At 64.5% G+C, this 25,465-nt stretch carries 23 protein-coding genes and 1 tRNA gene; 13 read left to right on the top strand and 11 right to left on the bottom strand.

Annotated features, from left to right (window positions below; translation table 11 throughout):
- The first annotated feature begins 82 nt into the window (after nt 1-82).
- The 3 genes from VI08_RS21875 to VI08_RS22620 all read left to right on the top strand — a co-directional run bounded on the left by VI08_RS21875 (nt 83) and on the right by VI08_RS22620 (nt 1,768).
- The gene (locus VI08_RS21875; RefSeq protein ID WP_157006919.1) at nt 83-307 is read left to right on the top strand and encodes a hypothetical protein; all 225 of its coding nucleotides are present in this window, start codon (nt 83-85) and stop codon (nt 305-307) included.
- Between the two features lie 939 nt (nt 308-1,246).
- The gene (locus tag VI08_RS22615; protein WP_045831101.1) at nt 1,247-1,516 is read left to right on the top strand and encodes a hypothetical protein; all 270 of its coding nucleotides are present in this window, start codon (nt 1,247-1,249) and stop codon (nt 1,514-1,516) included.
- Nucleotides 1,517-1,570: 54 nt separating this feature from the next.
- Nucleotides 1,571-1,768 (top strand): DUF4926 domain-containing protein, encoded by a 198-nt coding sequence (locus VI08_RS22620; protein WP_045831102.1) that lies wholly within the window; start codon nt 1,571-1,573, stop codon nt 1,766-1,768.
- Nucleotides 1,769-1,924: 156 nt separating this feature from the next.
- On the opposite strand, the gene VI08_RS18420 is transcribed toward VI08_RS22620, so the two are convergent.
- A complete protein-coding gene (locus VI08_RS18420) occupies nt 1,925-2,437 on the bottom strand; it encodes a DUF1697 domain-containing protein (RefSeq protein ID WP_045831103.1) in 513 nt (170 codons plus the stop codon).
- A 60-nt stretch (nt 2,438-2,497) separates the two neighbouring features.
- On the opposite strand from VI08_RS18420, the gene VI08_RS18425 reads away from it, so the two are divergent.
- A complete protein-coding gene (locus VI08_RS18425) occupies nt 2,498-3,202 on the top strand; it encodes a glutathione S-transferase N-terminal domain-containing protein (protein ID WP_045831104.1) in 705 nt (234 codons plus the stop codon).
- Nucleotides 3,203-3,342: 140 nt separating this feature from the next.
- On the opposite strand, the gene VI08_RS18430 is transcribed toward VI08_RS18425, so the two are convergent.
- The 4 genes from VI08_RS18430 to VI08_RS18445 form a co-directional block, all read right to left on the bottom strand.
- On the bottom strand, nt 3,343-6,393 hold the full coding sequence (locus VI08_RS18430; protein ID WP_045831105.1) for a TonB-dependent receptor: 3,051 nt from the start codon (nt 6,391-6,393) through the stop codon (nt 3,343-3,345).
- 289 nt (nt 6,394-6,682) lie between these two features.
- Nucleotides 6,683-7,330, bottom strand: a complete 648-nt coding sequence (locus tag VI08_RS18435; RefSeq protein ID WP_045831106.1) for an outer membrane protein — start codon at nt 7,328-7,330, stop codon at nt 6,683-6,685.
- A gap of 144 nt (nt 7,331-7,474) precedes the next feature.
- Nucleotides 7,475-8,116: an outer membrane protein gene (locus VI08_RS18440; RefSeq protein ID WP_045831107.1), complete on the bottom strand. Its 642-nt coding sequence runs from the start codon at nt 8,114-8,116 to the stop codon at nt 7,475-7,477.
- A gap of 31 nt (nt 8,117-8,147) precedes the next feature.
- Entirely contained in the window at nt 8,148-8,810 is a 663-nt protein-coding gene (locus tag VI08_RS18445; protein WP_084621612.1) for an outer membrane beta-barrel protein, read from the bottom strand.
- A gap of 273 nt (nt 8,811-9,083) precedes the next feature.
- On the opposite strand from VI08_RS18445, the gene VI08_RS18450 reads away from it, so the two are divergent.
- The 6 genes from VI08_RS18450 (at nt 9,084) to VI08_RS18475 (ending at nt 14,168) form a co-directional block, all read left to right on the top strand.
- Nucleotides 9,084-10,982, top strand: coding sequence for a M61 family metallopeptidase (locus VI08_RS18450; protein WP_045831109.1), 1,899 nt, complete (start codon nt 9,084-9,086; stop codon nt 10,980-10,982).
- Between the two features lie 95 nt (nt 10,983-11,077).
- Nucleotides 11,078-11,989 carry a LytTR family DNA-binding domain-containing protein gene (locus tag VI08_RS18455; protein ID WP_232309596.1) on the top strand — a complete coding sequence of 304 codons (912 nt, stop codon included), beginning with the start codon at nt 11,078-11,080 and terminating at the stop codon, nt 11,987-11,989.
- Between the two features lie 30 nt (nt 11,990-12,019).
- Nucleotides 12,020-12,096 (top strand) — tRNA-Arg (locus VI08_RS18460).
- An 86-nt stretch (nt 12,097-12,182) separates the two neighbouring features.
- Nucleotides 12,183-13,007 carry a hypothetical protein gene (locus VI08_RS18465; protein ID WP_198149003.1) on the top strand — a complete coding sequence of 275 codons (825 nt, stop codon included), beginning with the start codon at nt 12,183-12,185 and terminating at the stop codon, nt 13,005-13,007.
- On the top strand, nt 13,004-13,489 hold the full coding sequence (locus tag VI08_RS18470) for a hypothetical protein (protein WP_045831111.1): 486 nt from the start codon (nt 13,004-13,006) through the stop codon (nt 13,487-13,489). The genes VI08_RS18465 and VI08_RS18470 overlap by 4 nt, the downstream gene beginning before the upstream one ends.
- Before the next feature lie 31 nt (nt 13,490-13,520).
- The gene (locus VI08_RS18475) at nt 13,521-14,168 is read left to right on the top strand and encodes a hypothetical protein (RefSeq protein WP_045831112.1); all 648 of its coding nucleotides are present in this window, start codon (nt 13,521-13,523) and stop codon (nt 14,166-14,168) included.
- A 4-nt stretch (nt 14,169-14,172) separates the two neighbouring features.
- Here VI08_RS18475 and VI08_RS18480 read toward each other — a convergent pair whose 3' ends face one another.
- The 4 genes from VI08_RS18480 to VI08_RS18495 all read right to left on the bottom strand — a co-directional run bounded on the left by VI08_RS18480 (nt 14,173) and on the right by VI08_RS18495 (nt 22,687).
- On the bottom strand, nt 14,173-19,506 hold the full coding sequence (locus VI08_RS18480; RefSeq protein ID WP_052698054.1) for a type I polyketide synthase: 5,334 nt from the start codon (nt 19,504-19,506) through the stop codon (nt 14,173-14,175).
- A 12-nt stretch (nt 19,507-19,518) separates the two neighbouring features.
- Nucleotides 19,519-20,514 (bottom strand): hypothetical protein, encoded by a 996-nt coding sequence (locus tag VI08_RS18485; RefSeq protein ID WP_157006924.1) that lies wholly within the window; start codon nt 20,512-20,514, stop codon nt 19,519-19,521.
- A 150-nt stretch (nt 20,515-20,664) separates the two neighbouring features.
- A complete protein-coding gene (locus tag VI08_RS18490; protein ID WP_045831114.1) occupies nt 20,665-22,014 on the bottom strand; it encodes a sensor histidine kinase in 1,350 nt (449 codons plus the stop codon).
- Nucleotides 21,998-22,687: a response regulator transcription factor gene (locus VI08_RS18495; RefSeq protein WP_045831115.1), complete on the bottom strand. Its 690-nt coding sequence runs from the start codon at nt 22,685-22,687 to the stop codon at nt 21,998-22,000. The genes VI08_RS18490 and VI08_RS18495 overlap by 17 nt, the downstream gene beginning before the upstream one ends.
- Nucleotides 22,688-22,809: 122 nt before the next feature.
- Between VI08_RS18495 and VI08_RS18500 the strand changes: the two genes are divergently transcribed.
- From VI08_RS18500 to VI08_RS18510, 3 genes are all read left to right on the top strand, one after another.
- The gene (locus tag VI08_RS18500; protein WP_045831116.1) at nt 22,810-23,115 is read left to right on the top strand and encodes a hypothetical protein; all 306 of its coding nucleotides are present in this window, start codon (nt 22,810-22,812) and stop codon (nt 23,113-23,115) included.
- A gap of 81 nt (nt 23,116-23,196) precedes the next feature.
- Nucleotides 23,197-23,445 carry a helix-turn-helix domain-containing protein gene (locus tag VI08_RS18505; protein WP_045831117.1) on the top strand — a complete coding sequence of 83 codons (249 nt, stop codon included), beginning with the start codon at nt 23,197-23,199 and terminating at the stop codon, nt 23,443-23,445.
- A 120-nt stretch (nt 23,446-23,565) separates the two neighbouring features.
- Nucleotides 23,566-24,261, top strand: a complete 696-nt coding sequence (locus VI08_RS18510) for a dienelactone hydrolase family protein (RefSeq protein ID WP_045831118.1) — start codon at nt 23,566-23,568, stop codon at nt 24,259-24,261.
- Between the two features lie 218 nt (nt 24,262-24,479).
- On the opposite strand, the gene VI08_RS18515 is transcribed toward VI08_RS18510, so the two are convergent.
- Nucleotides 24,480-24,980 (bottom strand): DUF4142 domain-containing protein, encoded by a 501-nt coding sequence (locus tag VI08_RS18515; protein ID WP_052698055.1) that lies wholly within the window; start codon nt 24,978-24,980, stop codon nt 24,480-24,482.
- A 70-nt stretch (nt 24,981-25,050) separates the two neighbouring features.
- On the bottom strand, nt 25,051-25,224 hold the full coding sequence (locus VI08_RS21520; protein ID WP_045831119.1) for a DUF1328 family protein: 174 nt from the start codon (nt 25,222-25,224) through the stop codon (nt 25,051-25,053).
- Nucleotides 25,225-25,465 lie beyond the last annotated feature (241 nt).

Below are 25,465 nucleotides of genomic sequence, written 5' to 3' on the forward strand. Positions count from 1 at the left end.
CCCCGGTAATCCGCGATGAACCAATTATTTTGAGGTTGGGCGCAGGTAACGGTGATAAGCATAAGGAGCGTAAGGTGGAGTAATGACTGCTTGGAAAGCATACATAATTCTCACATCCTCGATGTTTGCTGTCTCGTTCAGTATTGTAGGCGTTGGAGGGCTTCTGGCAACGCTTCTCTATGGTGGTGATTTCGATGCTGAAAATATGCTGTTTCTACTAAAGCAAGCATCGATCGCTGGTGCGGGTACTGGTGGCACGTGCTTTGCCATAGCCGCCTTCCTTCCGCGCTTGCGAAGTCGTCGCTGAGAGCAAATCTGTCGCTGCGGTTATTGCATTCCCTGTAACGGCAAGGCGGTGCGATAGATTAGGGCTGCGATTAAACGGAAATTCGTATGTGTGAACACTGCGGCTGGCATTCAATGTCTATCTTTCGCTGCTGCAGCTTGAGGCTTCAAGAGTGGATTCTCTTGATCGCGCATGATTGCTACTACGCAGACTCGTTCCTCAGCTGGCTTGTTGCCGACGTTGATCAGAGGGATCGATGGCAGCACGCAGTTGACACGGTCTATCGCCTACTCAGTGCGGGACTGATTGCTCCCGCGGGTGAAGAGCGAGAAGCCGGTGATCGAGCGGAGATCTATAAGCCATACGCGGAGAGGCTTGCTAGCAATGATCCGTTTTCGCCGGTCGTTGATCCGGTATGGTTCGACTGGGATCTTTGCGGTACGGATTCTTGTCGCTCATTAGTTGCAAGGCACAGGATAAGCCATCAGCGGGATAACACTGTCAGTGGACCGTTCTTTGAGGAACTATCGTCACTATTCGCTGCTACTGGGGTTCCCTGGAGCTCTTCGCCGTTGGTGCCGATAAAAAAAATCGCTATCGAATGGATCCAGGGGCGACGCTAGGAACTGATGCGCGTATTTATAACTCTTGCAGTTGGAAGCCTCTTCTTTGTCGTCATGTCAACTGCCGCTTTGATGCTTGGTTGGATATCTTGCTTGCTAGAAGGCATCGATTTCGACCTGATGATTGGCATCCCTATTGCGTGTAAGGGCGGAGCCGTGTCTGCTGTGATCGCCATGATCATCAGAAACTTGCCTTCGCCACGGCCCAGAAGGTCGCACTAGGTGCGCCGCAACACATCGTTTAATGCGGTCAGGCAAATAACTTCATCATCTGAAATAGTTCGAATCGCGCAGCGAGCGAAATCATAGAAAGCCAAGCTTGGAAGGATATAGGTCAGTGATCGATGAATTCTGGTCCGCCGTTCTAGGGTCGCTCACGAATCAGTTGTCGAACGAAAAGCCGTCACCAACGACGTACTGCGCCGCGTTCTTTGCAGGCGTAATCGGGATGCTCTTGCTCATGATCTTCTGTTTTTGCGAGGGAACGGGATGGAGTAAAGGAATCGACATCTTTCTCGGCGCGCTCTTCACCCCTCTCGTACCTTTGGCATTGGTTGGTGCGGGACTGTTCTCGATGGCGATACTCTGGATAAGGATCGAGCACTAAATTCCTGTCATCTAGCTGAGTGATTAGTCCGTCGTCGTGGAGAGGTGAGCAGGCATGCCTATCAAATTGTTCGACGTAGTTATTCTGACTCGCGACTTCGACGAGCATCTTCTGAAGAAGGGCGCGAAGGGGACGGTCCTGGACGTCTACAATGATCCCATAACCGCGTACGAGGTTGAGTTCTGCGATGAAGTTGGTCGAACGATAGAGTGCATCGGCATACCCGCTGATGCCTTGCAAAAGATTTCTTAGCGGTTTCGGTAGGATGCTTGTGAAGCCTTCAGTTTGCGAGTCGGCTTCTGGCGAGGCTTGACCTTGCTGGCGGCGAGCCCGTGCCTTTGGTCGGTGAGGCTGATGGGTAAGTGGAGCGGTTGCTTCTTCGCTATCCCATCGCGCGCAAGCGCGCTCCTACAGGGCGGCGGCCATTTCGGCGAGTTTTGCCACCGTGTTGATGTTCCGCCCCGTGCCGGTCTTGGCGGCGGGGATGACTAGCTTTGATGACGCCATGCCATCGTCGTAGCGGACGTAGATTTCGCGTTTGCCCAGGCGGATTTCTTCGGTGGTCTGGTGGCGCGCGCTGGCCACGGTGTCCTTGGGCGGGGCGCTATCGAGGAAGACGGCAACGACGCGGTTGCCTGGGGCGCCGGGGAAAGGGTTGGCGGCGAGCACGGCGGCCATTTCGGCGGCGGTGCGGACCATGACGCCGACGGGCTTACCGGCGTACTCGGCCAGCCGGGCTTCGAGAGCGGCTTTTACCGCCTTCTCCTTCAGCTTCGAAGTAAAGACGACATTGCCACTGGCGATGTAGGTCTTCACCGAGAGGAACCCTTCGTCTTCGCACATGGCCTTCAGCTCGGCCATGGGCAGCTTGCCGGTGCCGCCGACGTTCACGGCGCGGAGGAGGGCGATATACGCGGTCATGGCGATCTCCGTGGCAGGTTGGGAGTAGTGTATGCCTCCTCCCAACCCCAAGGATGCCCCATGGCCGATCTTGACCTCTTCCCCATCACCGCCCGCTGGCCGGCGAAGCACCCGGACCGCATCCAGCTGTATTCGCTGCCCACGCCGAATGGGGTGAAGGCGTCGATCATGCTGGAGGAGCTTGGCATCCCCTACGAGGTGCACCTCGTCGACATCATGAAGAACGAGAGCAAGCTGCCGGAATTCGAGTCGCTTAACCCGAATGGCAAGATCCCGGCCATGATCGACCCGAACGGCCCGGGCGGCGAAGCCATCGGCCTGTTCGAATCCGGCGCCATCCTGCTTTACCTGGCCGAGAAGACCGGCAAGTTCCTGCCCAAGGACCCGGCGAAGAAGTGGGAAACCATCCAGTGGGTGTTTTTCCAGATGGCGGGTATTGGCCCGATGTTTGGCCAGGTGGGCTTCTTCCACAAGTTCGCCGGGCGCGAATGGGAAGACAAGCGGCCGCTGCAGCGGTATGTCGATGAATCGAAGCGCCTGCTTGGCGTGCTCGACAAGCAGCTGGCGGGGCAGGACTGGATCGTTGGCGATGAATACACCATCGCGGATATCGCGACGCTGGGTTGGGTGAATAACCTGGTGACGTTCTATGGCGCGCGGGAGCTGGTGGAGTTCGACCAGTTCGGGAATGTCATCGCGTGGCTGGAGCGTGGCACGTCGCGGCCGGGGGTGGAGCGGGGGTTGAAGATTCCGGCTCGTTCATAACTACGGTCATAGCCACCGCCACCGATGTAGGAGCCCACTGGTGGGCGACAGCTTCTCGCGAAAGATCAACAGAAAGTCCTAACTCTTCGCGAAAGGCTGTCGCTCACTAGTGAGCTCCTACGTGGGTCGGATCCTGGGGGTTAGTAATCGTAGTTAACGCTCAGCCGAACATACCGAGGCTGCTGCATGGCGGTGGGCGTGCCGTAGAGCGGGTTGCGCAGGTTCGGGCTCGATTCGCTGTTGGGGAAGATGGCCAGCACCTTCTGTTCGTTGGTAACGTTGAACACGTTGAGGTTGAAGCCCAGGCGCGAGGCGGCGAAGGCGGGGCGGTAGGTGACGCCGAGGTCGAGCTGGCGGATCCAGGGCAGGCGGCCGTGGCTGCCGGGCGGCGAGGGTTCGCCGTAGCAGAAGTGGTAGCTGTTACCGTAGCCGGCCGGGTCGGTGCGGTCTTCCCCGAAATAGCCGAGGCAGGGTTTGGGCGCGCCGGAGATGAGGCTCAGGTTGCCGCTCACCAGCCACTCTTGCGTGAACTGGTAATAGCCGAAGAACTTCAGCTGGTGCTTGTGATCGTTGTTCTGCACCCCGTTGGTATTGACCATGATGTAGCTGTTATCCCAGTCCTGGGTGGTCGATACGGCGGTCTGGCCGGTGCCGCGGGATTCGCGGAACAGGTCCGAGCGCAGCTGGCCTTCGGTGTTGCCGTAGCTGCGCGAGAACGTGTAGCTCAGCTTGCCGTACCAGCTATCGGCGAAGGGATGCTCGAGGAAGGTCTCCAGCCCGTAGTAGCGCCGCTTCAGGCCCTGGAAGCCGAACTCCTTGTTGTTCAGCGGCACGCTCACGTAATTGCCCGAGGTATCCACCAGGTTGAACGTGTTGGCCTTGCCGGGGTTGAACAGCCAGCAGCTGACCGGGTTGCTGTCGGTGGTCACGTTGTAGCCAAGCGACTGGGCCTTGGCGAGCACCAGGTCGATGTCGCAGTAATCGTCGATGGCGTTGCGCAGGATGCGCTGGGTCGCCTTGGCGCCGTACACCCAGTCGGTGCCGAGGGTCTTGGTGAAGCCCAGGATGAATTCGTCCTGGTATTCCGATTTCAGGCCCTTGGTGGTCACGGTCTTCGGGTCGGGTAGCTGGCCGAAGGTGTTGTTGGCGGCCACCGGCACCGAGATGGCCGTGAGGCCCGTCGGCGTGCCGTCGGCGGCGATGCCGCCATAGGTGAAGTACTGCGAGGTGGTGAGCGCGCCACCCGCGGCATTGAGCGCGGGATTCAGGGGCAGGCCGAGGTAATAGCGGCCCGCGTTGGCGTACACCTTGAAGCTCGCGTCGCCATTCACGTCCCAGCTCGCGCCCAGGCGTGGTGCCCATTGCGGCTTGTGCTGGGTGATGAAGGCATCGCCATCGGCGTTGTAGTTCTTGAACTGGTCGTTGCGGATGCCGAAGGAAAGCAGCCAGCGGTCGCTGACCTGCCACTTGTCCTCGATGTACTGCGCGCGCTGGGTCGAGCGGACAGTGGCGAGGCTGCTGTTGATGTTCTGGATGACGTAGTAGCCGCCCGCGCCGTTGGGGAAGCCACCGGTGGCCGGTACGCCCAGGCCCGTGGAGATCGGCGTGTTCGGGTCGCCCTGGCCGTAGGTCCACGAATACCCGCCGGGGCCGGAGGTGACCGAGCCCTGGTCGATCGCGGTGGCGGTCTGGTTATCCATGCCGGCGGTGATCGTGTGGTCACCGAGCTTGTACGTGATGTCGATGCGCGTATTGGTGGTGCGGTTGCCCTTGCCCGCGGGTATGAGGCTCGCCACCGTCTGCGCGTTGCCCCGCGGCGAGCCACCGTTCAACGCGGGGTTCTGGTTGACGATGCCGTCGACGTAGGTGATCGACGGATCGTAGCCGCCCGGCGCATCGTACGCGGTGGTGTGCAGCTTGCCGTACTGCGCGCTCACCGTCAGGTCGTCGGTGATGTAGCCCGTGTACTTCGCCGTCCACAGGTCGCCACCGCTCTTGGTATCGTCGTCGGAGCCGATGCGGCCAAGACGCGTGCGCGTGGCGTAGTTGTAATCGTAGATATTGCCGGCGGTCTCGTACTTGTCCGACGCGCCGGTGAGCTCAAGGATGTGGTTGTCGGTGATGTTCCAGTCGAGCTTGCCGTACCAGCGTGGCGAGTTGTAGCGGTAATCCACGTAGGGCTTGGTGCTGGTGTAGCCGCTTACCGGGTTCACGGTGTTGCCTTCCTGGCGCTCGTACTCGGCGGCCACGAACACGAACAGCTTGTCCTTGATCAGCGGGCCGCCGGCGTAGGCGCTGACGGTGGTGCTGTCGCTGCCGTTCTCACTATCGGGGGCATAGAGGTTGCCGGCGCGCGGCGAGGCGGGCAGGCCGTTCTCGAAATAGCGGTTGCGCTGGGCGGCGCGGGCGAACGCTGGTTCCCACAACACCTGCGCGCCGAAGTGCCATTCGTTGGTACCGCGTTTGCCTACCACGTTGATCACGCCGCCGTCGGAGCGGCCGTACTGCGCGCTGTAGCCGCCGGTGTAAACCTCCTGCTGCTCGATCGCGCCGTAGGGCAGCGACAGGCCGCCGAAGCCCTGCAGCGGGTCGGTGGTGGCGAAGCCGTTCACGTAGTAGGCGTTCTCCGAAGCGGCGGAACCACCGAAGCTCACCAGTGAGTTACCGGTGGCGCCCTTGAAGTTACCGCCGTTGTTCACCACGCCCGGCGCGAGCAGGGCGATGGCCTCCGAATTGCGCCCCAGGGGTAGCTTGGCCAGCTGCTCGGAGGTGACGACGGTGCGCGAATCGATGCTGGAGACGTCGATCTTGGCCAGCGCCGAGGCCGAGACCGTCATGCCGGAAAGGTCCTGCGCGTCGGTGGCCTTGCCCACGAACGAGACCTCGGTGCCGGCGCCCACCTTGAGCACGATGTTGCTGCGCGTATCCACCGTGGCGCCGTTCGCGCGCAGGCTGACGGTGTAGTTGCCCAGCGGCAGCTGGCCGGCGCTGTAGCGGCCGCGGTCGTCCACGGGCACCTCGCGGCTGAGGCCGGTGTCGCTGGTGATCACGACGGTCTGCCCCGGCGTGGCGGGTGCCTGGCCGAAGAGGCTGCCGGTGGTCGACTGGGCAAAGGCCCCGGGCGTGGCCAGGGCCAGGGCGGTGGCCACGGCGAGCGCGATGCGTTGGGGGCAGGCGGTACGGCTGGGCATGGCAAAACATCTCCTCGGTACGTTTTTCGGGCGCAAGGCGGCCTGCGGGGCCGCGGCACGGCCCCGTCGTGGCGTCGATGGAAAAACCCCTGGGTGCACCCGTCCGGCCCGGCTGGCGAGGCCGCGGGCGGGTGGCGAATCGATGCTTCCGTTCGGAATCCCTTGGGTGCTGCGTCGCAGCACGTGGTTCCGGTTATAGCGAACAACCGCAAGGTTGTATAGGGGTATAGGCGTCCAAATGAAAACGGCCGCTAGCGCGGCCGTTTCCCTGCTTGCACCACGATGGGGCTTACCAGAAGCGGTATTCGAGGTTCAGGCCGGTGACGCCGACGTTCACCGTGCGCTTGTCACCGGTGACGTCCTGAGCCTTCAGGGCGTAGTGGTCGTACACCAGCGTGAGGCCGATGTTCTCGTTGAAGTCGTAACCGAAGCCCAGGCCACCGTAGATGCCGTTGTCGGTCGACTGGTTGCGCGTGTGGTATTCCTGCGTCGTGGCGACAGGCGAGGTGTAGATGTAATCCTCGTTGTATTTGCTGCGCGAATGCGCCACGCCCGCGCGGGCCGTGATGGTGAACCCGTGGGGCAAGTCCCACTTGCCGTTGGCGCCCACGGTAAGCACTTCGCCCTTGAACTTGGCGCGGTAGTCGACGCTGTAGATGCCCGAGGTGAGCGAGGGCTCGTGCGCCGTCATGTTGCCGAGGTTGGCGTAGCCGACCTCCACGCCGATGGCGAACGGGCGGTCGACCACCCAGCGGTAGCCCGCCTGGATACCCGCGGCGCTATCGGTCTTGTCGCTGAAATGGGAGTGGCTGATGTCGTAGCGCGACTGGCCGCCGGTGACGTTGATGAAAGCACCCTGCTGGGTGACCGCGGCGGCGGCGAACGAAGCGAGCGAAAGCGTGGCGGCGACAGCCGCCGAAAGCAGAACCTTTTGCATGGAGAGTCCCTGGATCCTTGTTGGACCGCCGACTCCGTTGCCGACGGGCCCTGAGCGGGCCCGCCGGATTTTACGGGTGTTTCGTGTTGCCTGCCATGGCAGCTTGATGTGAACTGCATCACGTCCCGGTGGCAGGCAGGTCGATCAGAAGCGGTACTCCGCCTGCACGCCAAAGACGCCGATGTTCACCGTGCGCTTGTCGCCATTCACGTCTTCCGCCTTCAGCGCGTAGTGGTCGTAGTTCACCGTGATGCCGACGTTCGCGTTGAAGTCGTAGCCAAAGCCGAGGCCCCCGTACACGGCGTTGTCGTTCGAATCCACCTTGCCATGGTACGGGGTGTAGCCGTCGATGGGCGGGTTCACGTACTCGTTGACGCTGTATTCGATCTTGGAGTGCGCGATGCCGCCGTGGGCGGTGATGGTGAAGCCGTTGGGCAGGTCCCACTTGCCGTTGGCACCGATGAGCAGCGCCTTGGCCTTGTACTTGCCCGTGGCCGAATCGGTGATGTTGCCGAACTTGACCTGGTCCTTCCAGCTCATGTTGCCGAGGTCGACGAAGCCGCCTTCGACGCCGATGGCGAACGGGCGGTCGACCACCCAGCGGTAGCCGACCATACCGCCGATGGCGGTGTCGCTGCTGTCGTCGAAGTTGGTGTGGCTCACGTCGAAGTGCGAGTTGCCGCCATTGACGGCCACGAAGGCGCCATCATGGGTGGCGGCGCTGGCGCCGGACGAGGCGAACGAGAGTGCGGCGGCCGTGGCCACCAGGAGAGCAAGCTTATGCATTGTAAAACCCTGGATCCCTGGATGTATTGATTTAGAAGCGGACTTCAGCCGCCACGCCGAAAACGCCGACGTTCACTTTTGCCGAGCCCACGATCGAGCTGCCTGCCTTGAACCGGTAATGGTCGTAGGTAAGCGACATGCCGAAGTGCCGGTTGAAGTCGTAGCCGACGCCAAGGCCACCGTAAATGCCCGTATCGGACTGATGCACTTCGTCCCCAGGGTAGGTGGTGGTCACGCCGTTATAGATGACGTAGCCACTCACCCGGGCACTGGTGCGCGTGTTCACGGCACCGACGCGTGCAGTGATCGTCACGCGGCCGTCGAGGTTCCACTTGGCGTTGACGCCAGCGAGCAGGCCCTTGGCGTTGTATTTCGCATTAGTGGTCTCGTCGATGCCCGGATTGCCAATCCACGCCACGTCGTAGTGGGTGGTTTCGGAATACGAGAGTTTGCCGAGATCGATATATCCGGCTTCGACGCCAAACGCGAACGGATGGTCAGTGATCCAGCGCCAGCCGACGACCCCGCTAAGCGTGTGGTCTGTCTTGTCGTAGCCGCTGGCGTCCTTGATGTCGTAGTGGCTGTTACCGCCACTGACGCGGACGAAGATGCCGGTGTCGGCCGCGGAAACGGCCGAGAATGAGCTGAGCGCAAGCGCGATGGCCGTGGCCATCGAGATACGAGCCTTTTTCATGCGAGTCCCTGTTCCTTGACGTCGGCCGGCCCCTGTGCCGGCGAGCCCCTTTCATGGGCACGGCGATTTTACGAATCCTTTACGTATTTTTCCACGAATTTTCTCAATGGCCGTCTTCACGTTTGTGCAGGGCCCGCCCCGTGACCTCTGGCATGGGGTGGCCCCGGGCCACCGCGTTTAGGATCGGGGACTTGCGCGGACCGCAGGGGACCGCGCGCCCCCACTCGCCCGCAGGGATCGCCCGGCGACCTACACGCTCCACGGGAGAACCCAGTGAAATCCACCCTTCTTGCTTCCGCGCTGCTGGCCGCCCTGGCTGGTATCGGCGCCTCGGCCGCGTTCGCCGCGGACAGCGTCCCCCCCGTCCAGGACGGCCCGTTCAACGGCACCGTCAAGGTCGCCGTCGATGCCACCGACCTCGACCACCGCATCCTGCGGGTCAAGGAAACGGTGCCGGCGCAGCCCGGCAAGCTCACCCTGCTGTTCCCGGAGTGGATCCCGGGCCACCACTCGCCCACCGGCCCCATCGACCAGTTCGCGGGCCTCGTCGTGAAGGCCAATGGCCAGCGGCTCGAGTGGGTCCGTGACGAATACAACGTCTACGCCTTCCACGTGGACGTGCCGGCCGGCGCCTCGTCGGTCGACCTCGAGTTCCAGACGCTCACGCCGCAGGATACGCGCCAGGGCCGCATCGTCATGACCCCGGACATGGTCAACGTCGAGTGGAACCACGTGGCCCTGTACCCGGCCGGCTACCGCACCGACAAGATCCAGGTCGAGCCGTCGGTGAAGTTCCCGGCGGGCTTCCAGTTCGGCACGGCGCTGGAACAGGCCAGCAAGGATGGCGATACCGTCACCTTCAAGAACATCGACTTCGACAACCTGGTCGATTCGCCGATCTTCGCCGGCCGCTACTTCAAGCGCGTGGACCTGGACCCGAACGGCCGCTCGCCGGTGCACCTCAACATCATCGCCGACAACGCGAAGTCGCTGGAGATCAAGCCGGAAGCGCTCGAGATCCACCGCAACCTCGTCAAGCAGATGGACAAGCTGTACGGCGCGCGCCACTACAACCATTACGACTTCCTGCTGGCGCTCACCGACAAGCTCGGCGGCATCGGCCTGGAGCACCACCGCTCGTCGGAAAACAGCGCCTCGCCCAACTACTTCACCGAGTGGGACAAGAGCTGGCTGGGCCGCGACCTGCTGGCGCACGAGTACAACCACTCGTGGGACGGCAAGTACCGCCGTGGCGCCGATTCCGACATGCCCAACCTCAACACCCCGATGGGCGACAGCCTGCTGTGGGTGTACGAGGGCCAGACCCAGTTCTGGGGCAACGTCGTCGCGGCGCGTTCGGGCCTCGTCTCGCAGGACCAGGCGCGCGACCTGCTCGCCCTCGTTGCCGCCACCTACGACAAGGGCCGCCCGGGCCTGGCCTGGCGCAACATCCAGGACACCACCAACGACCCGACGATCGCCCAGCGCCGCCCGCTCTCGTACCGCAACTACCAGATGAGCGAGGATTACTATTCGGGCGGCCAGATGATCTGGCTGGACGTCGACACCCGCCTGCGCGAGCTCACCAAGAACAAGCGTTCGCTGGATGATTTCGCCAAGGCGTTCTTCGGCATGAAGGACGGCGAGTGGAACGTCAACGCCTACACGTTCGAGGACGTGGTCTCGACGCTGAACGGCATTGCCCCGTACGACTGGGCCAAGTACCTGCGCGAGCGCGTCGATGGCCACAAGGGCGACCTCGAGGGCATCGAGCGCGGCGGCTGGACGCTGGTCTACAACGACAAGCCCTCCGACGCGGTCAAGGCGTTCGAAGCGCGTCGCCACTTCACCGACCTCACCTACTCGGCGGGCTTCTCGGTGTCGGCCAAGGGCGATATCGCCGACGTGCGCTGGGATGGCCCCGCCTTCAACGCCGGCCTGTCGCCGGGCATGCACATCGTCGCCGTCAACGGCAAGGAGTTCGATGGCGACGCACTGAAGGACGCCGTCACGGCCGCGAAGGGCACCGCCGCCCCGATCGAGCTGCTGGTGAAGAACTTCGACAGCTACAAGACCGTCAAGATCGAATACCACGACGGCCTGAAGTACCCGCACCTCGAGCGCGACACCAGCAAGCCCGACTGGATCGGCCAGCTCTACAAGGCCAAATAAGCAAGAGGAAAAGGGGCCCCACGGGCCCCTTTTTTCGCCCATGTAGGAGCCCACCCCGGTGGGCGACCCCCTAGCCCCAGGCTTAAACTCCCCGCATGGACCGCACCCCCACCGCCCCCGGCCAGCACCTTGCCGCCGCCCACCGGCGCCGCCGCGTCGTGATGCTGCTGTTCTGGGCCGTGGTCTTCGGCACCGCCGCCATCGGCAACACGCTCACCACGCGCATCGACGCCATCCGCTACCACGTGCCCTTCGAAACCTGGCACATCGTGGTGAACGAGTTCAGCAGCCCGCTCGTCTCGCTGGCGCTCATCCCCTTCCTGCTCATGGCCTGCGACCGCTGGCCGCTGCATGCCGATACCTGGCGCCGCTACCTGCCGTATTACGTGGCGGCCAGCGTGCTGTGGTGCGCAGGGCACGTGGCCGGCATGGACCTGCTGCGCATGGCGGCCTACGCCCTGGGCGGTGATGCCTTCGACCCGGGCGGCCTCGTGCTGCAGTTCGTCTACGAATACCTGAAGGACGTGCGCACGTTCTTCTTCATCGTGGCCCTGTGCCATGCCGTGGAGTGGTTCGGCCGCCAGGTGGTGGGCGAAGCCAGCCTGCTGGCCGAGCCGGACGATGAAGCCGCCCCGGTGGAGCCGGTGGACCGGCCCGAGCGTTTCCTCGTCCGCAAGCTGGGCCGCGATTTCCTCGTGGCCACCGCCGACATCGAGTGGGCCCAGGCGGCCGGCAACTACGTGAACCTGCGCGTGCGTGGCCGCGACTACCCGCTACGCAGCACGCTGGCGGCGCTCGAGGCACGGCTCGACCCGGTGGTATTCGTGCGCGCCCACCGCAGCTACGTGGTGCGCCTGGCCCAGGTCACGTCGATCGAACCGCTCGATGCGGGCGAGGCCCGCCTGCACATGGCCGATGGCACCGTGCTGCCATGCAGCCGCCGCTACCGCGAGGCGTTGCGGGCGGTGGCGTCAGGCGCCGAGCCCGCCATGGCGGCGCGGGCCTGATGCCGCTACAATGCCGATCCGCTCAAGCACGCGCCCGTAGCTCAGCCGGATAGAGTAGTGGCTTCCGAAGCCATTGGTCGGGGGTTCGAATCCCTCCGGGCGCGCCATTCTTCGTGCTTTCCCCCCGCATTTGACACCACTAAGTGCCCGACGTATAAGGGCTATACGTCAAGTTGCGTCCTTTCAGGGAGGCATGTCGTTCATGGCACCTATCCATGAAGCGGGGCGACCTTCGCTGCAGCTTGCCGGCGTGCCTAAAACGCCGCTCTTCTTTACGGGCCCCCCGCACGCACTTACCGGCCTGATTCCCCTGGTCAATCCCAGCGACGCGAAGCTCAAGCTGCGCAGCATCGGCGTGTCCTCATCGTCGTTAAAAGGCTCTGCCAGGCTACCCCTGGCGTCGATGCCGTTCTATGCCAGGCTGCAGCCTGGCGAGCAGGCGCATGTACCCGGCACGTTCGCACTCGATCCGAGCACGCCTCCGGGCAAGCACCCGTTCGAGATCACCGTGGGCGATACCACGGTGGCGGCCGAGGCGCTCGTGGAGGAAGTGGTCGACCTGCGGATGAGTCCCGGGCAGATCACGCTCCTGGCCGGAAGTGCGGCCAGTTTTACGCGCACGCTCGTTGTCGAGAACGCCGGCAATGTCGACCTGCCCACGGGCGAGGTGTGCGAAACCCCGATCATCGACTCGAACGATCTGATCGCGGCGATGGTTGCCGGGATCAACGATTCCGACAAGTCGACCGTCGAAGCCATGGTCAAGGGCATCCTGCTGAAATGGGGCGACATGACCCCCGGCATGCTCATCACCCGGCGACAGGCGATGGTGCTGCACCCCGGCCAGAAGCTTGCCGTCGAGATCCAGTTCGACCTGCCACCCACGCTGAAGCCGATGCGCCACTACTGGGCGAACCTCCAGCTGTACAACGCAACGCTATCGGTCGACATCTACACCACCGCCAACTATGGCCGCAAAGCGGCGAGCCACGGTCGAAAGAGGGAGAGCAGCAGATGAACAAGGGCGGATCCACTCCCTCCATCCCGAATCCCTGGACGTTCAAGTTCGGCAACGACGGCTCGACCATCCACGTCGACGCCGACCTGGACAACATCCGCATTCCCGAGATCGGGCCTATCACCACGACCTCGACGGTGAATAGCGATGCCAATGTCGGCCTGAAGATCGAGCCGCTGACGGTCACAAGCAACTCCAACTCCACCTCCGCCGTCGACCTCAAGCCGGTGGTCGTGGATTCGTGCCAGACGATAAAAATCGCGCCCTTTCCGCCCATGCGCATGGAGCAGCCATACTCGCAGCACTTCGGGTTTGTCGTCATGGGCGTGGAGGTGTTTGGTTTCAACACCTCGGGCAACTACGAAACGCTGTTGAACCATCCAACGCATGGCGCGTCGTGCTGCGGGCAGCATGGCGACGCCCCATCCGAACCTACCGTGACGCGCGACGACCGGGGGCTTCGCGTTCGTATCGGTAGGTAGCCGCGCGCGCCTCTCCGCCAGGAGTGCCATCATGCAGTACTCTCGCTACGCCAACGACCCCGCACCGGCCAAGGGCCCGGAAGTTTTCTACGGCTACTGCCACGACAGCCGCCGCATGCGGATGATGGACTACGACGATTTCATGAGTAACCTCAACACGGGTTACTCCAGCCTGTACCAGCCCCAGCCCCAGTCTCGACAACGCGGCTGCCATTGTCATGAACAGGAGGATTGCAGCTGCAACTGCTGCATCCAGTGCGCCGACGTCGTCGAGTACGCCTACTGCGGCGAAACGCGCAAGGTGCCGATCACCTTCGACAATGACTCGCGGCGCGAACGCCAGATCACCCTGCAGATCGGCGGGTTCACCACCGATGGCGGACGCGCACTGCCCTGGAAAGCATCGCTCTCTGACGCATCGCTCACCCTGGGTCCGTGCAGCCAGAAACATCTCCTGGTGACGGTCGACATCGACTGCGGGCAGGGCAACAGCGTCGGCACCGCCGCCAACCTCGCCGCGGACGCCCGCCAGGGCCGTGGTACGGTCGACTCGTGCACGGTGGGCTACGCGCGACTCGCCGCCGACGGCTGCCTCATTCGTCCGCTCATCATCGCGATCGCGGTCCTGCCCGACCATTGCCGGGCGCACAAGGTGAGCTGCCTGTGCGGGTGCTGTTGACCCGTCAGGCGCGCCGCGCGCGCAAGATCCGGTACTGCCAGGCGCCGCTGTCCATCTGTTCGTAGACGGCGGAGCCTGGTACCGCCAGGAAGTTGTCGATCATCGCGTCGTGGCCGCCAAACGCCTGCGCGCGCGTGGCCGCCACTTCGTCGCACGATGCAATGACGTTGTGCGTGATGTCGCGCTCATCCAGGATGATGAATCCCAACGGGGGCAGCATCGCGCGGACCTCCAGCCATCGCTCCACGGGCAGGAGGTCCGTGTAGAGGAACACGCCGCCCTTCCGGATCACGCGGGCCACCTCGGCATAGAACGCGCGCAGGTTGGGGTAGGTATGCGACGACTCGACGTTGGTGACGATGTCGAACGTGCCTTCCTTGAACGGCATGTTCTCGGAATCGCCGACCTCGAACCGGGTGCCGTTCACATGCGTGCCGCGGCAAAAGGCGATCGCCTCGGGCGACAGGTCCATGCCAACGGCTTTGGCCTTCATCGTCTCGGCCATCAGCGCCACCATGCCGCCGCGCCCGCAACCCACATCGAGGACGTGCTTGCCCTTCAGCGCCGTCGCGCCGATCAGTTCGTGCACCAGCCGCACCGAATTGCGATTGAACACCCGCTCCGGCACCTTGGTGCGCGACTCATCCTCGCCGGCATCCTTGCTGACATACCCGTAATTAAGGAAGAACGAGGCCTCGCCGACACCTGATTGCCGCAGCCGCCGCGACACGTCGTCATAAAAGTCACGATAACCCCGCTTGGCCGCGACACCCGGGGCATCGCCCTTGAGCTCCGTGGCCTCCAGTTGCTCAAAGGGTAGCCCCGCCGCCTTGTCGTCCACCTCGCCGGCCTGGGCCCTGGCGACGATCACGGCCAGCTCGCCGATCGTGGGCGCCTGGAAAATCTTCAGCACCGGTAGTTCGATCTGGAAGCGCTCGCAGATCTCCGCCGCGACCTGTGCCGCCAGCAACGAGTGCCCGCCCAGGTCAAAGAAGCGGTCGTGGATGCCCACCGCATCGATGCCCAGCTGGCTTCCCCAGATCTGGGCAAGCGTTCGTTCCACGTCATTCCGCGGCTCGGTGTAGGTCGTCGCGAGACTCGGCCGCGGATGCAACTCCGTGCCCGCGCCACCCGTCGGTGTTGGCTGCTTGTGCTGGACCCATGCCTGCAGGCGCTCCTCGAGGTTCACCGCGACGATTACGCGCGAGCCGACAGGCGAGGCCAGGAGGCGCAGCAATGCATCGCCCCCTTCCGGCGGGTTGATGGCAGTCGCGATGCTTGAACTCTGCGCCTCGGCGGCGTTGTCCCAGGCATCCCAGTCGATGCTCAGCCATCGCTTGCCGTGCTTGAGGGCCAGCAAGTCCAGTAGCGCATTGACGCCCGAGTACGCCGCAAGGCCAAGGCCGCCCAGGATGGCGGAGACCGACGAATGCAGTACCCAACGTGCCGGTTCCCGGCCCTGCATCGCCGCCATCACGTGGTAGAGACCACGGATCTTCGGTGAGAACTGCGCTTCCACGACCTCCATGCCGGTGTCGGCGGCCGACGCGAACGCAGCCGCATCGATGCGGGCCGCGCCGTGGATCACCATGTCGATCTTGCCGAAGCGTTGCACCGCGAGGTCGACCGCCTCCATCACATCGGATGCCTTGTTCAGGTCGGCTCGCAGCACGATCACGTCGTCGCGTGTTTCGCGCATCGCCGCAAGCCGCTTCAGCATCGTCCGCTGGTCTGCCGAGACGGACGCATCCTCGCTGGCGGCCGCCCATTCCGTGGGAATCGGCAGCGTCGTCCGGCCGACCAGCGCCAGCCGCGCGCCGATGCCAGCGAACATCACTTCGGCAAGATGGAGTCCCATGTGGCCGAGGCCGCCTGTGATCAGCACCACCGGCGACGCCGGCAGATCCACCGGTGGCCCCGGCGGCCTGGTGGCGACGCTGGTGAAGGCCTCGACGAAGCGCTGGCCCTTGCGCATGGCGAGGGCCGGATCCGATAGCCCTGCCGCCAGTTCCGCCACGAGCATCGCGGGCGCCGTCGTGTCCGCATCGATGTCCACGTGCGCAACGCGCAAGCCGGGATGTTCCTGCGGCAGCACGCGCGCCACCCCGGCACCGAGGCCACGCGCCGGATCGATGGGATCCTCCTGGTCGAACGACGCGGTTCCGCGCGCCACGAACAGCAACGGCAGTGGGCGCACGGTCTGCTGGCGGCTAAGCGCGTGCGCCAGCTGCATCGGGCCCAGCAGGGCCACGGTCGCCGCATCGTCCAGCGCCGTCTCCGCCGGGGGTGTCGCGTTCCAGCAATACACAACGCCCGACAGCTTGTCGTCGCCGGCACACACCTTGTCCGCCAGCCGGTGATAGTCGCCGACCTGCGCCGGGTTGATCACGAAGCCGCCGCGCGTCGCCTTGAATTGATCGCCCCGGCGCACCGTTATCGGATGCGCGCCCGCGGCCCGAAGTGCAGTGACCACCGCCGAGCCGGCCGTCTGCGCTTCGTCGAAGACCAGTATCTTCCTGCCGACGAGGGTGCCTGGTTCCAGCGTCAGGGCCGGCGTGGCCTTCCACGTCGCCGTGTACATCCACTTCGACGTGTCACGCAGCGCTGCCACCCTGGCCTTTGCGTCGGGCAACGCGCCCACCCAGTAGCTGTCCCGTGCGAACGGATAGGTCGGCAGGCTCAATCGCCTGCGCTGCTCGGTCTCGTGGAATCCGCGCCAATCCACGTTGACGCCCATGCTCCAGAGCTTCGCCAACGCCGCCAGCATGGTCCGCACATCCGGCGTCGAGCTCTCCGCGGCCGGCAGTGAATTCACGCACTCGACCTTCCTGCCCGCCGCTTTGGCGGCGGCGCTGGCAAACGTCGTCAGCGCGTTGCCCGGGCCCACCTCGATATAAGCCGGATCCTTACCGGCGGATGCATCGTCTTCGGCGATGGTCCGCAGCCCGTCGCCGAAGCGCACCGCGTGGCGTAACTGTGCGATCCAGTACTCCGGCCGTGCCACATCGTCGCCCGCAAGCGTTCCCGCCAGCGTTGCCACGTAGGGCGCCTTGGGCGCGTGCAGCGCCACGCCGTCGAACGCAGAGCGGAACTGCGCAAGGATCGGATCCATCATCGAGGAATGGAACGCGTGGGAGGTGTGCAGCCGGCGGGCGGGAATCGATTCCCGCGCCAACGCCTTCTCGACCCTGGCAATCGCCTCGGTGGGGCCGGAGAGCACCGAGAACCCAGGCGCGTTGATCGCCGCAAGCGATACCTTGCCCTTGGCGAACCTGCCCACCACGTCCTCGCCCGCCATCACGCCGAGCATGGACCCGCTCGGCAGTGCGGAGATCAGCTGGCCGCGCGTGGCGATAATGCGCAACGCATCCTCGAGCGTCATCACGCCGGCAAGGGTCGCCGCGACATACTCGCCGACGCTGTGGCCAATCATCAGGGAAGGATGGACACCCCAGGACATCCATAGCTTCGCCAGCGCATAGCTGGTGGTGAACAGCGCGGGCTGGGCCCAGCGTGTGTCCTTGAGTGCCTCTGCTGCATCGGCCCGGGAACGCTTGGCCGGGAAGATGACCTTCCTGATGTCCTGGCCAAGCGCCTTCTTCAGATGCCTTGCGCAGCGATCGATGGCCTCGCGGACGACGGGCTCACTGTCATACAAGCCCTTGGCCATGCCGGGATATTGTGAGCCCTGTCCGGGAAACATAAAGACGACGGGGCGCCCGGCGGGGCAGGGCGTGGCGGGTTGCCTTGCCGCAGCTCTCAGTCCGGAAATCGCACCTGCGAGATCCTCCGTCGCCGCGACCACGGCCTTGCGGAAGGCGAACGCCCTCCGCCCCAGGTGCAGCGTGGCGGCGGCATCGGCAAGCTCGATCTCAGGATGCTGCTCCAGATGGTCTGCCAGCCGTTCCATGGCGGTCGAAAGCGCCAGCTCGCTGCGTGCGGAGACCGTCACGGCCTGGCATGGCCGGGCGCCCTTGACCTCGGCGGGCGTCGGCGCCTCCTCGATCACGACGTGGGCATTTGTTCCGCCGACACCGAACGAACTCACGCCGGCCCGCCGTGGGGTGCCGTTTCGTTCCCACCGGGTCAACTCCCGCGTCACGTAGAACGGGCTCCCCGCAAGGTCGATGGCAGGGTTGGGCGACGCGTAATGCACGGTCGGCGGAATCGCCCCGCGCTCTATCGTCAGGACAGCCTTGATCAGGCCCGCGACGCCTGCCGCACAGGATAAATGCCCGAAGTTCGACTTCACCGAACCGATGCCGCAGTAACCGCGCCGTTGGCTCGCTTCCCGGAAAACCTCGGTCAGCGCCGTGATTTCGATCGGATCGCCGAGGATCGTTCCGGTGCCGTGCGCCTCGACATAGCCGACCGTCGCGGCAGAGATGCCCGCCCTGCGGTAGGCAGCCCGGATCGCCGCGGACTGCCCTTTGATGCTCGGCGCGGTGTAGCCGACCTTGTCGTGGCCATCGTTGTTGATACCCGTCCCGAGGATCACCGCACGGATGTTGTCGCGGTCGCGGAGCGCATCGCTCAGCCGCTTGAGCACGACCAGGCCCACGCCGCTGCCGACGATGGTGCCTTGCGCGCTCGCATCGAAGGGCCTGCAGTGCCCGTCAGGCGACAAGATCGAGCCGGCGGCGTAGAAGTAGCCTCCGCGCTGCGGAACGCGGACCGTCACCCCGCCGGCCAGGGCCATGTCGCAACGACCGCTATGCAGGCTTTCGCAGGCCATCGACACCGCCACCAGCGAGGTCGAACACGTCGTCTGCACGACAACGCTCGGGCCCTTCAGGTCCAGCCGATACGACACCTGGGTGCATAGATGGTCCTTGTCATTGGTCACCATCAGCTGCATGCCGTCGATGTACTTCAAGGCCTCCTGGTTCTGGTAAAGGTTGTAGAGATAGGTGCTCTGCTCGCAGCCGCCAAACACGCCGATCGGCTTTTCGAATCCGTCCGGGTGGTATCCGGCGTCCTCCAGTGCCTCCCATGCGGCTTCGAGGAACAACCGGTGCTGCGGATCGGTCAGCGTGGCGTCGCGCGCGGAGAATCCGAAGAACTGCGCATCGAACTTGTCCACGTCGTCCAGTACCGGCGATGCGTTCACATAGCCGGGCAACCGCGAGATGTGGTCGGGCACGCCTGCGGCGCGCATGTCTTCGGGGTCGAGCACCGCGATCGACTCGATGCCCGCGGCAAGGTTCTTCCAGTATTCGTCGAGCGTATTAGCGCCGGGAAAACGTCCGCGCATGCCGACGATGGCGATCGGCTCCGCGTGCGCGGGGCTGCTTTCCGGAGCCGCGCTTGACCCCTTGCTGGCGCGTGGGCGGGTCATGCCGGCGCCCCCTCATCCTTCCTGCTTCGGGGCCGCCGCGCTCGCGACGATCCGCAGTTGCAGGTCGACCCGGCGCTCGCCTTCGTCCATGACGTACAGGAAGCCGACGTAGGGGATGCCTACCTCGAAGCGATCGGCCTCCAGGGGCATGGAAAGCCTGATCGTCGCCGCTTCGCCGGGCGCGAGCTCGAGCACTTCCGGGGCGATCATCACCTTGGGTGCGAAGGCCTGGCCAACGCCATCCATCCGACGCACCTCGGTCGCCATGTATCGCACCGGCATCGGCGCGTCGGTGGTGTTTTCCAGGGTAAATGACTGGAATGCAACGCCACCTGCGGGCGCCTCCAGGACGACGGCCGTTACCTCCGCCTGCGACGGGTCCGCGGCAAGCGCGAGGATCCCGGCAAGGTACTCGCCCTCGAAACGGCCGCGCAGGCCATCCAGTTCCAGCAGCAGCTGAAGGTAGAGCTGCCCGGCGTCGCGCAGGGAATGTTCAAGCCCGCGCGACATATCCTCTGAAACGTTGCGCTGGGCATCTTCGGGGGACAGCGCGCCTTCCGCGACCTGGTCCAGCTGCCGCCGGTAGGCCTTGACCGCCCTTGCGTTGAGCTTGCCGGCGTACTCGGCATACTGTTCAAGCCAGCGCGCAGGGTCGCCGGCCTCGAACACCGGCGGTGGAACCGCGTCATCGCCATCGGCAGGGAACGCCGCATTGCGTTTGTTCAACTCGGCGAACCTGCCCATGAAACCGGCGAAAAGCTGCGACAGGCGTTCACCGTACGCCGCGCCGTGGCGCTGCACGAAGCGTGGGTAGTATTCCTGGAAGATCGTCGGCGGCAATCGCCCGGACGCGACGCACTCCAGCGACTGCTGGTAGAGCTGCAACGTCTTCTGTGCATTCGAAAGCGAACCGGAGAGAAACCGGGCATAAGCGTCCGACCAGCTGGGCTCGCTGTCGTCAGAGCCGTGGGCGGCGCGCTGGGCCCGCTGCGTGGCGCTCGTCGTCACGGTCCACCTCCACCCCGAAAGATGAAAATTCGCCCCCCTGGTCGCGCCCAGCGACGGTAGCAAAAGGTCAGTTGGCAGGCAAACGGGCTGCAGGGGTGGGGCATGGGCGGTGGCGCCCTTTTTCGCCCGGGTGAATCTTGTGCCTATGCCCTATCGCCGCGAGGCATCCGCCAGCGGCAGGGTCACGCGAAAACACGCCCCGCCTTTCTCGCCATCGGTCACGTCGATGCCACCACCGTGGCGTTCCACCACCTGCCGTGCGAGGTGCAGCCCCAGCCCGGTGCCCCGGCTGCTGGGCCGCGTGCGGTAGAACGGCTCGAAGATACGGTCGCGTTCTTCCAGCGGCACGCCGTGGCCTTCGTCGCTTACTGTCATTTCGCCCAGCGAGTTCACCGCCACGCTGATCGTGCCCTCGTCACCGGCATGCATCATCGCGTTCTGGATCAGGTTCATCAGCACGCGCGACAGGGCCAGGGCGTCGCCGAGCACCCAAACGGGCGCACGCGGGCCGTTGAACTCGATCTCATTGCCTGCCTCAAGAGCCACGGGCGCGATATCGCCGACGGTATCGGAAGCGAGCTTCGCCAGGTCGAGCCGCTGGCACGCGGCCGCGTCGCCGTTGAAGCGCTGCAGGTCGAGCAGTTGCTCGGCAAGGTTCCACAGGCGGGCCACGTCACCGACGAGGCGCGTGCGTTCCGGGCCAGGGTCCATGGCGTCGATGCGCGCGCGGAGGATGGCGATGGGCGCGCGCAGTTCGTGCGCGGCGCTGGCGAGGAAGCGGTCGCGGATATCGTACCCATCGCTGACACGGGTAAGCGCCGCGTTGAAGCCGCGCACCAACGGCTGCACCTCGCGCGGCACGGTCTGGTCGGCCAGGCGCGCGCCACGCTTTTCCACATCGATGGCGTCGGCGTGCTTCGCCACCTGGCGCACGATCTTCATCGAGCGCCGCACCATGATCGGCACGGTGATCAGCGACGCGATGATGCACGGGAGCATCAGCGTGATGCCGAGGTACGCGGCGATCACCGTGGCCAGCCCGTTCGACTTGCTCATCGGCGCGCCACCCACCATCAGGTGCAGGTAGCCGGTGGGCCATTCCACCCGGCGCACGCTCATGGTGTCGTCGAACGGTTCGGTGGCGCCGTGGATCTCCGAGTTGGCGAGGTGGGGCAGGCGGTCGATCAACGGCTGCAGGCTCGCCGGGGGCTTGCCGTGGGTGAAGGCGTGGCCGGCCTCGTCCCGGGCGACGATCCACATCCCGGGGTGCTCGGCCATGTGCTCGCGCACCTTTTCGCTGGGCTCCAGCGTGATGCCGCCATCGGCCCCCGGCTTGAAGGAATCGACCACGTGCTGCACCAGCGGCAGGTCGATGTACGAGACGCTGTCGTTCTGCACGCGGATGCCCAGCAGCGTCAGGCCCGCGAGCATGATCACGGCCTGGGGCAGCACGATGCTCCACGTCAGGCCCCAGGCCAGCGACTTACCTGACTTTGCCATGCACCTTGCCCCGTAACAGGTAACCCACCCCGCGGATCACGTGGATATCCACATCCGCGCCGGCGTCATCCAGCGAGCGCCGTAGCTTGGAGATGTGCGCGTCCAGCGCGTTCGACTGGATCTCGTCGTCGAAATCGTAGACGGCCTCAATGAGATCGTTGCGCGAGACGGTGCGGCCGTGGCGCAAGCACAGCGCTTCGAGCACCAGCAGCTGGCGCCGCGGCAGGCGCAGCGTGGTGCCGGCGATGGAGGCCTCGTGGGCGCCGAAATCGAACGAGAGGTTGGCCACGTTGGCGCGTGGCACGTCGCGCGGCGATTGCCGGCGCGACACGGCGCGGATGCGAGCCAGCAGCTCCTCCACCTCGAAGGGCTTCACGAGGTAGTCGTCCGCGCCCTGGTCCAGGCCCGCGATGCGGTCGGGAAGGGAGCCCCGCGCCGTGAGGACGATGACCGGCACCCCCGGCAGGTGCTCACGGGCCTTGCGGATCAGGCTTACCCCGTCGCCGTCGGGCAACTGGCGGTCGAGCACCACCAGGTCGTGGACGCCCTGGCGCAGCGCCTCGCCGGCCTGGAGCAGGTTGGGGGCCACGTCGATCACCAGCCCATGGCGTTGCAGGGCCGCCCGCAGGGCGTCCGCCAGCTCGGTTTCGTCTTCTACCAGGAGTACCCGCATGGCCCCGCCCAACACACAATGTCAGATAAATCCTACAGTGGGCCCCTCCCACGGGCGGCAATGTTCTGGCAATGTGCCCCCCGAGACCATGCAGGCTCCCCAAAAGGCGTTCCCCTCCCGCCATGCATTACGGAATCATCCGACGCATCGTCACCCTCGCCGAGCTCATGGAGCCCGATCGCGAGCAGGTGTGGGTGTGGTTTTTCGAGACCCACATCGAGACCCTGGGCGGCCGCCCGGTGGAGCTGGCCTTCCACGGCCGCGGCGACGAGGTGGTGGCCTTCCTGCTGGATGTCATCGGCAAGAGCCGCCACGCCACCAACGTGAAGCCCTTCCCCCGCCGCCCCAAGCGCCGGGTAGGGCCGCAGCCGAACGAGGAGCTGTTCGGCGAGGGCGAGGCGCCGGTCGTGCGTGTGCCGCGTGGGTGAGCTTCATACCCTATAGGGTATGTTTGCGTTTTATACCCTGTAAGGTATAAAGTTGGGTTATACCCTCTAAGGTATAAACCCATGAAGCCTCAACCGATCACCCTCCCGAATCAGCTCGCCGCTGCCCTTCGCAGCCAGCGTACGCTTCGCGGCATGACCCAGGCCGAAGCCGGCGCGAATGTCGGTCTACTCCAAAAGACCGTTTCGGCAATGGAGACGTCGCCGGAGAGATGCTCCATCTTCTCGCTCTTTAAGCTGATCGCCGCGCTCGATCTGCAATTGGTGTTGGAACCACGCGGTCCCCGGCGCAACACCGGGGTGGAATGGTAGTTGCGGCACTTCATCACAACACGCAAGTCGCAAAGCTTCTAGCAAATCATCCCTAGGTTTAATTGCAGTCATCATGTTTGACTCGTAGGGTGGCCTGGCCTTCCCCATCCTGGAGTCCTCGTGTCGCAGAACCTCACCGTCACCACCCCCGATGGCTGCTTCGATGCGTACGTGGCCAGGCCGGCACAAACGCTGGCGCCTGTCGTCATCGTCATCCAGGAAATCTTCGGCGTCACCGAAGGCATCCGCTCCATCGCCGATGGCCTGGCGCGCGATGGCTTCATCGCCGTGGCGCCGGACCTGTTCTGGCGGTTCCAGCCGGGCATCCTGCTTTCGGAGCACAGCGAAGCGGACTGGCAGAAGGCGCTGGCGTATTACGGCAGGCTCGATCTGGGCAAGACCACCGATGACATCGTCGCGACCATCGACGCGGCGAGGGCGCTGCCGGGCGCGAGCGGCAAGGTCGGCGTGATGGGCTATTGCCTGGGTGGCTTGCTCACGTTCCTCACCGCCGCGCGTGGAAAGACCGATGCGGCGGTGGAGTACTACGGCGCGCGCACCGAGGAATTCCTCGACGCTGGCAAGGGCATCACCACCCCGCTGCTCATGCACCTCGCCGGCAACGATGAATTCATGAGTGAAGCGGCGCGGACACAGATCAAGGCGGCGCTGGGCGATAAGCCGAACGTGGAGATCCATGTGTACGCCGGGCGGAACCATGCGTTCGCGCGGCCGCAGGGGGATCACTACGATGCCGAGGATGCGGAGCGGGCGAATGCGCGGACCCGGGCGTTTCTTGCGGAGCATTTGCGCTGAGGCACGCCATCGCCTGCAAGCAGGCTCCCACAAGAAGCGTCGCCCACGGGTGTGGGCTCCTACATAGTTATCGCACCGATGTAGGAGCCCACACCCGTGGGCGATGCTCTTGATCCTGTAGGAGCCCACACCCGTGGGCGATGCCCTTGATCCTGTAGGAGCCCACACCCGTGGGCGATGCTCTTGATCCTGTGGGAGCCTGCTCGCAGGCGATGCGCTTAAAACGGCGGCAAATCGTCCGCAAGCTTCTCGTGCTTCTTCAACACCGGCAACTGCCCGCGCGCCCAGTCGCGGATCTCTGGGTCTTCGCCCTTGTCGGCTTCCAGCTGGTATAGCCCGGTCGCGAGCTTGTGGTCGCGCACCATCGCGTCGGAATAGGCGCGATCGAACTTCGCGCCATCGAGGCCCTTCAGCTGGTCGATCTCCTGCTGCTGCGCGGGTTCCGGTGCCACGGCCAGCTGCAGGCCCTTGGTGCCCGCGAGCTTGCCCAGCGCCTCGTTCGCCTTCGTATGGTCGTCGACCATCGTGGCGGCGAATTTCTTCACCGAATCGCTCGATGCCTGTTCGGCGGCGAGCTTACCCAAGGCCACCTCGGTGAGGCCCGCGCTGCTGGCGCGGCGGACGAAGTCGGCGTCGGCCGTGGTGGTCTTGGCGAACTCCGCGGCGTAGGTGGACGCGAAGACAAGCGGGGCGAGGGCGATGAAGGCGATGCGGCGCATGGTGGGTTCCTCACACAGAGAAACGCCCCGGCCTGGGCCGGGGCGCTATCGGGTCGCTCAGTGGCTGGCGTTACAACCTCGGCCCGCGGCGCAGACCGCCGAACAGCAGCGAGAGGATGAACAGGATCAGGAAGACCACGAACAGGATCTTCGCGATGCTGGCGGCGCCGGCAGCAATGCCACCGAAGCCAAAGATGGCGGCGACGATCGCCACGATAAAGAACACGACGGCCCAATAAAGCATGGGGTTTCTCCTCGGAATAAGCGGTAATGACGTGGCGATCGTTCGACGCCCGTGCGGCCTCTGCCGCCGCGCCAGGTCGGGGTCCATTCGAGCATCGGGTTGCTGAAAGACTCGTCTTCACGCGGTGAGTCGGTGGCTCACCGGAGATTGAGGATTTACTCACGTTGCCGGGTGGGGGCTGAACCGGGCCGTAGAATTACTTAGGTAATGGACGGGAATCGCGCACAAGTGCGCTCCTACA

Source organism: Luteibacter yeojuensis, assembly GCF_000964085.1.
GTDB lineage: Bacteria > Pseudomonadota > Gammaproteobacteria > Xanthomonadales > Rhodanobacteraceae > Luteibacter > Luteibacter yeojuensis_A.